The organism is Streptomyces sp. NBC_01197 (assembly GCF_036010505.1).
GTDB lineage: Bacteria > Actinomycetota > Actinomycetes > Streptomycetales > Streptomycetaceae > Streptomyces.
Genome location: NZ_CP108569.1, coordinates 7,138,511 through 7,151,445 on the forward strand (window position 1 = coordinate 7,138,511; position 12,935 = coordinate 7,151,445).

Genomic DNA, 12,935 nt, shown 5'->3' on the forward strand with positions numbered 1-12,935 from the left:
AAACAGTTGCGCTCAACGCTATCGGATCCCGAATCTGCTGTCAGCACCCCCGGAACGCAGCGGGTGCGCCGCAGCGAGAAAGGCCCCTCATGTTGAAGTACGTCCTGGACATCGTGGATCTGCTGGACGATCCCGCGGCCGACGGCAAGCGCGTCGTCGAGTACCTCGACGCGGTAGCGGGTCCCGAGGGGTCGGGCGCCGGGATCACCACGGTGGCCGGTGAGCGCGGATCCACCGACTTCGTGCAGGTCCGTATCCCGGGCAGCCACGGCCGGTCGTCGGGGGGTACGGCCCGCACCCTCGGTGTGGTCGGCCGGCTCGGCGGAGTGGGCGCCCGGCCCGAGGTGACGGGACTCGTCTCGGACGCCGACGGAGCGGCCGCCGCGCTGGCCACGGCCGCCAAGCTGCTCGATATGCGTCGCCGGGGCGATGTCCTGCCCGGCGACGTGATCGTCGCCACCCACATATGCCCGGACGCGCCCACCGAACCGCACGACCCGGTGCCGTTCATGGGTTCGCCGGTGGACATCGCCACCATGAACCGCCATGAGGTGGCGGGGGAGATGGAGGCGGTGCTCTCCATCGACACCACCAAGGGCAACCGCATCATCAACCACAAGGGCCTCGCCCTGTCGCCCACCGTCAAGGAGGGCTGGGTACTGCGGGTGAGCGAGCAGCTCGGTGAGCTGCTCGCCGTCGTGACGGGTGAGCCGTTGGTCACATACCCCGTGACGACGCAGGACATCACTCCGTACGGTAATGGGGCGCATCACATCAATTCGATTCTGCAGCCCGCCACGGCGACCGCCGCTCCGGTCGTCGGCCTCGCGATCACGTCGGCTGCCGCGGTGCCGGGCTGCCAGACGGGCGCGAGCCACGAGACGGACATCGCGTCCGCCGCCCGCTTCGCCGTCGAGACCGCCAAGGTCTACGCCGCCGGACAACTCGACTTCCACGACACGGTGGAGTTCGACAACCTCGTCAACCGCTATGGGTCGCTGTCGCACCTGCAGACCCTCGGCCGCCAGCCCAGGGAGTCATGAATGGCAACTTCACCATCTGCTGACGGAGCCACCACGGGCATCGGCAGCGACGACTACGCACTGTCCCGGGTCCCGCGCGACAAGCGCTTCGGCTTCGGCAGCATGCTGCTCCAGTGGCTGGCCCAGTCGGGGTCCATCTCCCAGTTCACGCTCGGCGCCACCATCGGTGTCGGTATGACCTTCGGCCACGCGTTCCTCGCCTTCACGCTCGGCGCGGTCACACTGGAGATCGTGATCTTCGCCATCGGCCTGGCCGGAATGCGTGAAGGTCTCGCGACCCCCCTGCTCACCCGCTGGGTCGGCTTCGGCCGCAACGGCTCGGCGCTGGTCAGCTTCGTCATCGCGGTCAGCCTGGTCGGCTGGTTCGGCGTACAGAACACGATCTTCGGAGACAGCGTCTCCTCGCTGGCCGGCGGCCCCTCCTGGATGTGGTGCGTGCTGGCCGGGCTGGCCGTCACGCTGCTGGTGATCTTCGGCTTCAAGTACATGGCCGTCTTCGCCAAGATCGTCACTCCGCTGTTCTTCGCGCTGGTCGCCTGGTCGGTCATCTCGACCCTGACCAAGCACTCCTTCATGGACCTGGTCCACTCGCCGGCGCCCGCCCAGCCGATCTCGCTGGCCGTGGCCGCCACCGCCATCGCGGGCGGCTTCATGACGGGTGCGATCGTCGCGCCGGAGATGACCCGCTTCAACAAGAAGGGCTCGCACGTCTTTCTGCAGAGCGCTTCGTCCATGATCCTCTCCGAGTACATCGTCGGGATGACGGGCGTCCTGCTCGGCCACCTCGTCAAGAGCAACCAGGTCTCGCACATCGTGCTGAGCACATCGGGCGCGATCGGCGTGATCGTGGTGCTGATGTCCACCGCCAAGGTCAACGACTGGAACCTGTACGGCTCCTCGCTCGGCGTCGTCAACTTCTTCCAGGTCGTCTTCGGCAAGCGCCTGCACCGCGGCGCGGTCACCATCGTGCTGGGGCTCGCGGGCACCCTGCTGTCGGCCGTCGGCATCATGACCCACTTCACGGACTTCCTGTCCCTGCTGGGCGTGGCCATCCCGCCGATCGGCGGGATCATCGTGGCCGAGTACTGGGTCGTCCGGAAGATGCGCAAGCCACTGGACGAGACCCGCGAGGCGCAGACCCTGCCGGCCACCTCGCCCACCTGGGTCCCGATGTCCCTGGTCATCTGGATCGCGGCGTTCTGCGTCGGAAAGTTCTACGACGGCGGCATACCCGCGCTGAACTCCCTGATCACCGCATTCGTGCTGTACGCGGCGCTCGGCCTGCTGGGCTGGATCAAGCCGTACGGCACATCGGCGGTGGAGGCCTCCCCGGACCTCCCCGTCGCCGACAACAACACCCCCGTGGGAGCGGCATGAACACCCCTGACCCCGACACGACCGCGGCCGGACCGGTCCCCGCCTCCGAAGAGGCACAGCGCGAGGTGGTCGACCTCTGCGCCGAACTGATCCGCTTCGACACCTCCAATCCCATCAGCAATGAACGCGCCTGCGCCGACTGGGTCGTGGCCCGGCTGGCCGAGGTCGGTATCGGGTCCGAGCTCATCGAGAGCGCGCCGGGACGGGCCAGCGTCATCGCCCGTATCGAGGGCGCGGACCGCGAGCGCGGCGCGCTGATGGTGCACGGCCACCTCGATGTCGTACCGGCGGACGCCTCCGAGTGGCAGGTGCCGCCGTTCTCCGGAGAGATCCGCGACGGCTACCTCTGGGGCCGCGGCGCCATCGACATGAAGGACACAGTGGCCGTCATGCTGGCCACCGCCCGGCACTTCGCCCGGACCGGCACCCGTCCCTCCAGGGACCTGGTCCTGGCCTTCCTCGCGGACGAGGAAGCCGGCGGCAAGTTCGGCGGCCACTGGCTCGTCGAGCACCGGCCCGAGCTGTTCGAAGGGGTCACCGAGGCCATCGGTGAGGGCGGCGGATTCTCCTTCGCCATCGACGACACCCGCAGGCTCTACCCGATCGAGAACGCCCAGCGCGGGATGGCCTGGATGGAGCTGACCGCCACCGGCCGGGCCGGCCACGGCTCGTCGCCCAACGACGAGAACGCTGTCACCGATCTCGCCGAGTCGCTCACCCGCATCGGTCGCCAGACCTTCCCCATCCGTCTCATCGAGCCGGTGCGGGCCCTGCTCGCCGAGGCGGCCCGGCTGTACGGGGTCGAGTTCGACGAGGAGGACATCGAGGGCACCCTCGCCAGGCTCGGCCCGGTCTCGGACTTCATGCAGGTGGTGCTCCGCAACTCGGCGAACCCCACGATGTTCCAGGCCGGCTACCAGACGAACGTCATTCCCGGCCGGGCCACTGCCCGGGTCGACGGCCGCTTCCTGCCCGGGCACGAGCAGGAGCTGATCGACACCATCGACTCCCTGCTGCTGCCCTCGGTCAGCCGGGAGTGGGTCAACCACGACCTCGCGATGGAGACCACGTTCGACGGCCCGCTCGTGGACGCGATGTGCGACGCGGTGCGCGCCGAGGACCCGGACGGCCACCCGGTGCCGTACTGCAATCCGGGAGGTACGGACGCCAAGGCCTTCACCCACCTGGGCATCCGCTGCTTCGGCTTCAAGGGGCTCAAGCTCCCGCACGACCTGAACTACGGGCGGCTCTTCCACGGAGTGGACGAGCGGGTGCCGCTCGAAGGACTGCGGTTCGGTGTACGGGTGATGACCCGGCTCTGGCAGAGCGCCTGACCGCTCTGCCACGGGACCCGCACCGGGTCCGTATACGCGTACGCCCTCGACGTCACGGACGCCGGGGGCGTACTGCGCGCACCCTGGGCGCGCGGCGCGGGGGAGACCCCGTAATCGGGCCATTGGTCCGCGCCCGGCGCCGCCTTCGCTCAGGGGTTGCGGTACGCCTCGACGACACGGCTGATCACCGCGGCCGCCGTGGTCAGCTCGTGCGGGGCGAAACCCCGCAGGGCGTCGTCGAGCCAGCGCCGGCCGGCCTCCTCGGCCCGTTCCACGACCTCGCGGCCCTCCTGGGTGACGGCGATACGGCGGGCCCGGTGGTCACCGGGCTCCCGGACCGTGCGCACCAGGCCGCGCTCCTCCAGACCGCGGATCTCCCGGGTGACATGAGGCGCCTGCACCAGCAGGGCCTGTGCGATCTCGCCCATCCGCAGCGGAGAGGACGCCGCCGTGAGGGTGCGCAGCAGGGCGAGGGAGGCACGGTCGACAGCGACTTCGGCCTGGACGCGCAGCCGCATGTGCGCGCGGTTGCCGGCCATGGTGTAGGCGAGGTCGGCGAGTGATCTGTAGAGGTCTTGGGCGGCGGAGCCGCCGGGTTCGGGATGGTCCACGCCTCGATGATCCCGTACGCCGTCCGCCCGGGCTCCCCACTCGGTCGGACCGGTCCGGACCGGCGGCGCGCCCGGGCCGTCCCGGCGGCCCGTCCGGGAAGTGGCCAGAAAGATGCCCTATGCATGGGGTGGGGCTTCCCCGGGACGTGAACGGAGTAATACCGTCCGCGAGGAGAAGTTACTTTTGTTAAGTAACGCGCTCATCCCCTAGCGCTGGAGGAACGACGTGCAGATCACCGTGGACACCGACAAGTGCTGTGCTGCGGGCCAGTGCGTACTCGCCGCCCCCGAGGTGTTCGACCAGCGGGACGAGGACGGGATCGTCCTCGTACTGAACAGCAGCCCGCCCGCCGAACAGCACGACGCAGTGCGGGAGGCCGCGCAGATCTGTCCGGCCGCCGCCATCACCCTGTCCTGACCGGAGGGCCCGGCTCCCCGGACACCTCACACCCCACTGTGGAAGGACGACGATGACCGAGGTCCCCACCGCATCACCCGCCTACACCACCCGCCGCGCCGCCGGATGCCCGTTCGACCCGCCGCCGGAGATGACCGGTCTGCTCAGCTCGGAGCCGATCTCCCGGGTCACGCTCTGGAACGGCGCCACGGCCTGGTACGTCACCCGGCACGCGGACCAGGTCGCGCTGCTGCGCGACGAGCGCATCAGCGCCGACAACAGGCGGCCCTCCTATCCGAGCTTCAGCGCGGGCAGCGAGGCGACCCGCGCCCACAACCGCACGTTCATCACGATGGACGAGCCGGAACACAACGAGCAGCGCAAGCGGTTCACCGGTGACTTCACCATCAAACGGACCCAGGCCCTGCGGGAGCGCATAGAGCGCATCATCGGCGAGCTGCTGGACGAGATGGAGAAGGCCGGACCGCCGGCCGACCTGGTCACGTCCTTCGCGCTGCCACTGCCCTCGCTGGTCATCTGCGAGCTGCTCGGCGTCCCGTACGAGGACCACGGGTTCTTCCAGCGGGCGAGCGCAGTCATCGTCGACACCCGCAGCAGCGCGCAGGACGCCCTGGCCGCCTCGCAGGAACTGGTCGACTACCTAGGCGACCTGGTGGAGAAGAAGGCAGAGCACCCCGGCGACGACCTGCTCAGCCGGCTCGCCGCGGACTATCTGGTCACCGGGATCAGCACCCGCGACGAATGCGCCAAACAGGCCCGGCTGCTGCTGGTCGCCGGACACGAGACCACGGCCAACATGATCGCCCTCGGCACCTGCGCGCTGCTCCAGAACCCCGGTCAGCTGGCCGCGGTCCGCGACGGCAGCCCCCAGCGGGTCGCCGGCGCTGTCGAGGAACTCCTCCGGTACCTGTCCATCACCCACCTGGGGCGGCGCCGCGTCGCCACCGAGGACATCGAGGTCGGCGGGCAGCTCATCAGGGCCGGTGAAGCGGTCATCTGTGCCACCGATGTCGCCAACCGCGACCCGGAGGTCTTCGAGGAGCCCGGCCGGCTCGACATCGACCGGCAGGCCCGCAGGCACCTCGCGTTCGGCTCGGGGCCTCACCAGTGCCTCGGCCAGAACCTCGCCCGCGTCGAGCTGCAGCTCGCCTACCCCGCTCTGCTGCGCCGCTTCCCCGGCCTGCGGCTCGCCCGCCCGCTCGACGAGATCAACTTCCGTACCGACATGGCGGTCTACGGCGTCCACGAACTGCCCGTCGCCTGGTGAGACCGCCGGTGCCGCGGACCGTCCCGCCACCCGGGGCGGTCCGCTGCACCGGCGCGACCCTGCGTAGGTCCGGCGCTGAAGCCGGGGCCGGGGTCCAGTTCCGCACCCGGGCAGGCATCCGGCAGAACGGAGGATTCCCTGAACCCGCCGCATACCCTGCCTTTACGTGGAAGGAGGACAATTGACGAAGGGGGAGAACCTCTACAGGAGACGAAGATGACCCGAAGCCGCTTCACCCTCGACCGCGGTCTCACCACGCGCATGGTGACCACCATGTTCCTGATCGGACTTCTGTACGTCGTCCTGGTCGGCGTGCTGCTCGTTCTGCTGCACGGTTTCTGGCTGGTCATCGTGGCGGTCGCGGGTGCGCTCTTCATCGCTCAGTTCTGGTTCAGCGACAAGATCGCCGTTCTCACCATGGGGGCGCACGAGGTCACCCCCGAAGAGGCCCCTGAACTGCACGGCGCCATCGACCGGATCTGCGCACTCGCCGACATGGACAAACCGCGGGTGGCCATCGCCCGGAGCGACATCCCGAACGCCTTCGCCACCGGCCGCAGCGAGCGCACCGCTCTGGTCTGCGCCTCGACCGGTCTGCTGCGCAGGCTGGAGCCCGAAGAGCTGGAGGGCGTTCTCGCGCACGAGATGTCCCACGTCGCCCACCGCGACGCCGCAGTGATGACGATCGCCTCGTTCCTCGGCGTGCTGGCCGGACTCATCACCCGGGTCGCCCTGTGGAGCGGACTCGCCCGCAGCGCCAGGAACGCGGGACCGCTCGGCCTCGCGATCGTGCTCGTCCCGCTGGTGAGCGCCGCGGTGTACGTGATCAGCTTCCTGCTGACCCGGCTGCTCTCCCGCTACCGGGAGCTCTCCGCCGACCGGGCCGCCGCTCTGCTCACCGGCCGCCCGTCGGCCCTCGCATCGGCCCTCACCAAGGTGAACGGCCAGATGGCGCGCATCCCGACCGAGGACCTGCGGAGGGCGGAGCCGTACAACGCCCTCTACTTCATGCCCGCGTTCTCCTCGAAGGAGAGTCTGAGCCGTCTGTTCTCCTCGCACCCGACGCTCGAACAGCGGCTGGACCAGCTCGCGCGTATCTCCACCGAACTCGCCCGCCCGTGACACCCCGGACCGCGGCTCGTCGTACGGGCCCCGTGCACGTCCGGGACCGGAGAACGGCGGGCGTCCGGCTCCCGGCCGTCCTGACCCCGTAGGAGTACGCCTCGTGGGATTTCTCGACAGCATCCTCGGCCGGAGCAAGCCGGTCCGCCCCGATCTGGACCAGCTGTTCGCCGTACCGTCCGCCGCACTCACCCTCCAGGCGGGCGCAGGGTTCACGCCCACCGGGATGGGGTCGGTCTGCTTCGCGGGGGTCGAGGGCGGGGGCTTCGCCCGGATCAAGCAGGACGTCGAGGAACTGCTCGACGCGGACACCGGGCGCGGCGGCGCCCCGGTCCGGTTCAGTCAGGACTCGTACGGCTACACCTGGCTGCTGGCCCAGCAGCCGCCCGACGACACTGCGGCGCTCGTCAACGACCTGCACGCGGTCAACTCACTGCTGGAGGACGGCGGGTTCGGGCCGCAGCTGCTCTGCTCGCTGGTCGCGTTCAAGGACGCCGGCCAGCGGCCGCTCGCGCTGGTCTACCTGTACAAGCGGGGCACGTTCTTCCCTTTCGCACCGATGCCGGACGGTACGGAGAAGCGGAACAGCGCGCTGGAACTCCAGGTCAAGGCGGTCCTGGGGGATGACCTGCGCGTCGAACCCGACCTCGCCCGGTGGTTCCCGGTCTGGGGCGCGCCCGGCTTGTAAGGCTGTTCCGCCGGCTTCCGGTCAGCGGCGCCACCAGCGGCCCTTCGGCTTGCGGTGGTCCGATGGGGTGGGCGGCCGGTCGGCCGGCGGGGGCTGGGGAGCAGCATCCGGAGAGTCCGACGGGAGATCCGGCTTGCTCACGCCGCCGCCCGCGTCCGTGCCCGTAGTCCCAGCTGTGCCTGTGTCTGTCTCTGTGCCGGCTACGGTCTCGGTTCCGGTCGGCGGGCGCAGGCCCTCCGTCGAATAGCTCGTGGTCGCGATGGCCTCGACGAGCTGCTGTTCGGTGAACTCCTCGGAGCCCCCGATGTGGGGGACGAACCCCACGAGCATCCCGTCGCTGAGTACCTGCGCGTCGAGCCCAGCCGCCCCGTCCGTGTCCCAGAGCGCCTCGATGTTCCAGTCGATGACGACGCGGACCCCGAACTGGTAGACACCCACCTCGGCGACATGCGCCATCACCCCGCGGGCGCGCAGCGCCGTCACCAGCCGTTCGGCGCGTTCGGAGTTCATAGGCGGCACAACCTCCCTGGGTCGCGGTCCCGGGAGCCGGGAGCGGCCTCACCAGGCAGACAAACCGGATAAATCAATATCTCGATTCCACTGTATTCCCCGCACGACGGCAACGGCAGCGGCACGGATCCGGGCGTGGAACCGGACCTGGAACCGGACACCGATACGGGCTCGGACCTGGAGATGGACAGGGGCTCGGATACGGACTCAGATATGGAAGGGCACCGTCGTCACCACGATCTTCGGCAGGGGCCGGAGCGCGCGCCACAGCCGCCCGCCGAGCGGGCTGTGCAGCAGTCGGTGCCGCCAGTGGCGTACGACGATCTCCGGCAGGATCACCGTGATGGTCAGATCCGGACGCTGGTGGTGCAGTGACTCGATGTAGCCGACGAGCGGAGCGACGGTCGCGCGGTACGGCGAGATCACGATCCGCAGCGGAAGATGGTCGCCCCACAGCAGCCAGGCCTCGCGGAACCGCTCGGCGTCCTCGTCACCGGCGCTGACGTGCAGCGCGAGAACCGGCTGCTGCAGAGAGGCGGCATAGGCGAGCGCGCGCATGCTCGCCTGGTGCAGTGCGTCGATCAGGACGACGGAGAGGTGGCTGATCGACTCGGGCGAGTCCTCGGACTCCCGGTCCTCCTGGGCGGCCCCGGACCACGGCTCCGCCTCACCCGGCGGGCTCGCGGGCCGCACGGCGGGCAGCGAACTGCCGGAGCGCGGCGTGATCGTGCGGCTGGGGACCTCGATCGTCTGCGGGTGCAGCCGCAGCGCCTCGCCCACCCTGTCGTAGTGGCGCCGGATCCGGGTGGTCACCAGCAGGAACAGCGCCACGGTCACCAGCGCCAGCCAGGCGCCCTCGGTGAACTTGGTGATTCCGGCCGTGATGAAGACGACCGCGGAGAGCAGCGCCCCGGTGGCGTTGAAGCACAGGCTCTTGCGCCAGTGCCGGCTGCGCGCGCGCCACCAGTGCACCACCATGCCGCTCTGAGAGAGCGTGAAGGCGAGGAAGACCCCGACGGCATACAGCGGAATCAGCGAGTCCGTCCTGCCGTCGAAGGCCACATAGACCACTGCGGCAGCCACCGAGAGCAGGATGACCCCGTTGCTGAAGGCCAGCCGGTCGCCGAGCCGCAGGAAGACCCGGGGCGCGTGATGGTCGCGCGCCAGCAGGAAGAGCACCCGGGGAAAGTCGTTGTACGCGGTGTTCGCGGCGAGGAGGAGCACCAGCGCGGTCGCCGCCTGGGTGAAGACGTACATACCGCCGGACCCGAAACTGCGGTGGGCCAGCTGCGAGAGCACGGTCTCGCCGGACTCCGGTACGACGCCCTCCAGATGGACCATGGCGACCGTCCCCGCGAAGAGGGCGACCAGCAGTCCGATCATCCAGGAGAGCGTGGTGCGCGCGTTGCGCCAGGCGACCGGCTGGAAGGCCGGTACGGCGTTGGAGATCGCCTCGATACCGGTCATGGCCGTCGAACCCGATGCGAACGCCCGCATCACGAGCAGCACGCCGACCCCCTCGACCGCGTGCCGCGGCGGCGTGGGCACCACGGCGAAATCCCGGCCCACCGCGTGGTACAGACCGAAGGCGACGAGAGCGGCGATGGCGATGACGAAGGCGTACGTCGGCGCGGCGAAGAGCGCACCCGCCTGCCGGACACCGCGCAGATTCCCGGCGAGCAGCACGGCGATGACCAGGACACCGATCGGTACGGCGTCGTCCGCGAGCCCCGGAAGCGCGGAGGTCACGGCGGCCGTACCGGACGAGATGGAGACGGCGACGGTGAGGATGTAGTCGGTCATCAGACCGGCCGCCGCCACCAGCCCGGGCAGCCGGCCGAGATTGTCCGTCGCGACGATGTAAGAACCGCCGCCCTGGGGATACGCGCGGATCGTCTGCCGGTACGAGACCCCGACGGCCAGCATCAGGAAGACGATGGCCAGCGCCACCGGAACCGAGTAGCTGAGCCCCGGCGCGCCGGCCAGCACCAGCACCGCGAGCAGCGCCTCCGGGCCGTACGCCACCGAAGACAGCGCGTCCGCCGACAGCACCGGCAGCGCCACCAGCTTGCGCATCCGCTCGCGTGCGACCGCCGAACTCCGCAGCGGCGCCCCCAGCACCGCGCGCCGGATCCGGGCGCGTGCCCGGCCTGTACCGCCCGCCTCCTCCCAGCCCACCTCGACCTCGCGGGCGCCCGAACCGGCCGGCCCGCCGACGAGCGAGGCCACCGGCACGAAACGGCCGAAGCGGGCCGGCACGATCTGCGCGGGTTCCGGGAAACTGCCCACATCGGGATCGACGGGCAGGGCATGGCGCCAGGCCGCGGGCGGTGCGGACACCCGCCCCCACTCGTGCCCGACCAGCCGCAGCAGCGTCGACTGCTCCTCGCTGAGTTCGGGGACCGAGACCAGCGAATTGGATGTGCTGTCCTGCTCCTGGCGGTCCGGCCGGGCCAGCGGGCCCCGCGCTCCGCTCACAGTGGCCCGCTCCCACCGGCCGCCGGGCAGGGAAGGCCCCGCCCCGCCCGGTCCGTGCCGCAACCGCCGATGCGCCCGGGGGCGGCGTACGCGGGCGGCTGCGGTGAGCCGCTCGGTGGCCGGACGGCGGCGGAGGGGGCCGAGGGAAGTGTGGCGGTGGTGATGGTCATCGGTTTGTCGCTCACCGCGATCAGATAGAACCGGGCGCCGTTGCGGGGCAGCCTGCGGAATCCGCCCGGCGGGCTGACGACATACGAGGCGGAGGCGTGCGGGGCGATGGTGTGCGGGCCCGAGCGGACGGTCCACCAGCTGGACGCCCCCTGACCGGTACGACTGGCGAAGTGCGGCGAGAGCGCGTGGTCCGTCGTGTTCACCGCGTGCACCAGCACCGATGTGATGCCCCGGTGCGGCCGGTCGGCGAGCCGCGGCGTCACGCTCATCCGCAGCGGCGGCGGGCTCGCGGCAGCCACCGTCAGGCAGAGCAGGGACGGTACGACCAGTACGGCGGCCACTACGGCCTTGGCCCGGTGCGAGCGCAGGCGCGGGATCAGCGGCTGCCAGGCGGTCGCGAGCGCGGAGGCCGGGACGGTGGCGGCGGCCGCCAGCCACAGCGGCGTCATCAGGAGGAAGTAGCCGTCCTGCGAACGGGTGGCGAGGTAGAAGGGCAGCCAGGGCAGCACGGTGAGGGCTGGGCCCAGCCGCCGCACGAAGAGCAGGGTGGCGCCGAGCAGACCCAGGAGCAGCAGCACACTCGCGTACGAGTAGAAGTCCAGGCGGCTGCTGCCGTCGGTGAAGTAGTAGGAGAAGCCCATGGCGCCCTGGCCGTGCAGGATCGCGCCCTGCGTGATGGGCAGCAGCGAGCCCTCCAGCCAGCCGTGGAAATCGTCGGCGGCGAAGTAGGCGTTCAGCGCCGCCCAGGTGAGGGCGGCCGTACCCGCGTAACGGGCGACCACGCCGAGTGCGGCTCGTCCGCCCAGCTCGCCGCGGCGCACGGCGTGGATGCCGATCAGCAGGAACGGCACGGTGAACCAGGCCAGTTGCTGACTGGCGCAGGCCGCGCCGAGGCAGACGGCCCGGAACACTCCGTACCGTCCCAGACGTCCGCCCGCGCCGGTGTTGGGCCACCGGACGACGACCGGGACCAGGAAGGCCAGGGCCAGGACGGCCGGATAGCCCGAGCGCGCGTAGCCGGGCAGCAGGCCGAAGCCCAGACAGACGGTGGTGACCGCCGGACGCCACGGCGCGGGGAGCAGCGCCCAGAGGGTGACGGTGCCGACGAGCAGCGCCGTAATGGTCACCAGGGTCGCCGCGGCCGTCGAGTGCACCACGGCGTGGATCGGGGCGGCGATCAGCGCGGTCAGGGGCGGGTAGGCGTAGGTGTAGTCGACGCCGCCCGACATGGTTTTGGTGACCCCCACCTTCGGCGTGCCGAAGAGCCACGGCCACGGTTGGCCGTAGACCGGCCGGCCGTGCAGGATCGCGTTCGCGGCCTGAGCGGTCAGCACGCCCTCGTCCGAACCGGCGTGATCCAGCCAGTAGTGGCAGAGCACCAGCGTGATCGCGAGACCCAGCACGGCCAGGTCCACCTTCGCCAGGGCGCGGCGGCCGCGTACGGAGAGGGCAAGGACACCGCACGTCAGGATTCCCGCGTAACAGACCGTCACGGTCGCCGCGACGCCCGGGTGCGACGTGGTGGCCTGGGTCCAGAGGGCGCGGGTGCCGATGAACAGGCTGACGACCGCGACCACGGTCAGTCCGCGGTGCCACTGCGGCGGCGCCGCGTCCGGCAGCCGTTGCGCGCGCGGCAGCCGGACGGGGCTTCCCACCGGCCGACGGGTTCCGGTGGCCGGGCCGGGCGTGGGCGGGCCGTCGTCCATGGCAGCTTCCTTCATGGTGAACCCGGACCGGAACGCGGCGGCAGTCATCGCGCGGGCCGCACGTACTCTGCCGGCGTCAGCCGTGTGGCCTTGGGGCCTTGGTGCTTCGAAGGCTAGGACGCGACTCGGCATCAGGGGCTGTGACGCCTGGCGCCATGGACCGATTCCGGGGCGCGAAAGGCCAGGTGGCAGGGGTGATTGCCGTTCATC

General features: G+C 70.5%; 11 protein-coding genes. 7 read left to right on the forward strand and 4 right to left on the reverse strand.

Annotation, left to right across the window (positions count from 1 at the left end):
* The first annotated feature begins 89 nt into the window (after window positions 1-89).
* From OG452_RS32800 to OG452_RS32810, 3 genes are read left to right on the forward strand one after another with little or no spacing between them, the layout of a single operon-like run.
* On the forward strand, window positions 90-1,043 hold the full coding sequence (locus OG452_RS32800) for a DUF1177 domain-containing protein (RefSeq protein ID WP_327299175.1): 954 nt from the start codon (window positions 90-92) through the stop codon (window positions 1,041-1,043).
* Window positions 1,044-2,420, forward strand: a complete 1,377-nt coding sequence (locus OG452_RS32805) for a cytosine permease (RefSeq protein ID WP_327299176.1) — start codon at window positions 1,044-1,046, stop codon at window positions 2,418-2,420.
* Entirely contained in the window at window positions 2,417-3,754 is a 1,338-nt protein-coding gene (locus OG452_RS32810) for a M20/M25/M40 family metallo-hydrolase (protein WP_327299177.1), read from the forward strand. The genes OG452_RS32805 and OG452_RS32810 overlap by 4 nt, the downstream gene beginning before the upstream one ends.
* A 149-nt stretch (window positions 3,755-3,903) precedes the next feature.
* Here the strand turns inward: OG452_RS32810 and OG452_RS32815 are convergent, their stop codons facing one another.
* On the reverse strand, window positions 3,904-4,365 hold the full coding sequence (locus OG452_RS32815) for a MarR family winged helix-turn-helix transcriptional regulator (protein ID WP_327299178.1): 462 nt from the start codon (window positions 4,363-4,365) through the stop codon (window positions 3,904-3,906).
* Between the two features lie 226 nt (window positions 4,366-4,591).
* Here OG452_RS32815 and OG452_RS32820 point away from each other — a divergent pair, with 226 nt between their 5' ends.
* The 4 genes from OG452_RS32820 (at window position 4,592) to pspAB (ending at window position 7,860) form a co-directional block, all read left to right on the forward strand.
* Window positions 4,592-4,783 carry a ferredoxin gene (locus tag OG452_RS32820; RefSeq protein ID WP_327299179.1) on the forward strand — a complete coding sequence of 64 codons (192 nt, stop codon included), beginning with the start codon at window positions 4,592-4,594 and terminating at the stop codon, window positions 4,781-4,783.
* Window positions 4,784-4,835: 52 nt separating this feature from the next.
* Window positions 4,836-6,050 (forward strand): cytochrome P450, encoded by a 1,215-nt coding sequence (locus OG452_RS32825; protein WP_327299180.1) that lies wholly within the window; start codon window positions 4,836-4,838, stop codon window positions 6,048-6,050.
* A gap of 216 nt (window positions 6,051-6,266) precedes the next feature.
* Window positions 6,267-7,172 carry a zinc metalloprotease HtpX gene (gene htpX / locus OG452_RS32830; protein ID WP_327299181.1) on the forward strand — a complete coding sequence of 302 codons (906 nt, stop codon included), beginning with the start codon at window positions 6,267-6,269 and terminating at the stop codon, window positions 7,170-7,172.
* A 103-nt stretch (window positions 7,173-7,275) separates the two neighbouring features.
* Window positions 7,276-7,860 carry a PspA-associated protein PspAB gene (gene pspAB / locus OG452_RS32835; RefSeq protein ID WP_327299182.1) on the forward strand — a complete coding sequence of 195 codons (585 nt, stop codon included), beginning with the start codon at window positions 7,276-7,278 and terminating at the stop codon, window positions 7,858-7,860.
* Between the two features lie 21 nt (window positions 7,861-7,881).
* Here the strand turns inward: pspAB and OG452_RS32840 are convergent, their stop codons facing one another.
* The 3 genes from OG452_RS32840 to OG452_RS32850 all read right to left on the reverse strand — a co-directional run bounded on the left by OG452_RS32840 (window position 7,882) and on the right by OG452_RS32850 (window position 12,725).
* Entirely contained in the window at window positions 7,882-8,370 is a 489-nt protein-coding gene (locus OG452_RS32840) for a hypothetical protein (RefSeq protein WP_327299183.1), read from the reverse strand.
* Window positions 8,371-8,577: 207 nt separating this feature from the next.
* Complete coding sequence (locus OG452_RS32845) at window positions 8,578-10,446, reverse strand: APC family permease (RefSeq protein WP_327299860.1); 1,869 nt, start codon at window positions 10,444-10,446, stop codon at window positions 8,578-8,580.
* 398 nt (window positions 10,447-10,844) lie between these two features.
* On the reverse strand, window positions 10,845-12,725 hold the full coding sequence (locus tag OG452_RS32850; RefSeq protein ID WP_327299184.1) for a hypothetical protein: 1,881 nt from the start codon (window positions 12,723-12,725) through the stop codon (window positions 10,845-10,847).
* Window positions 12,726-12,935: the final 210 nt, after the last annotated feature.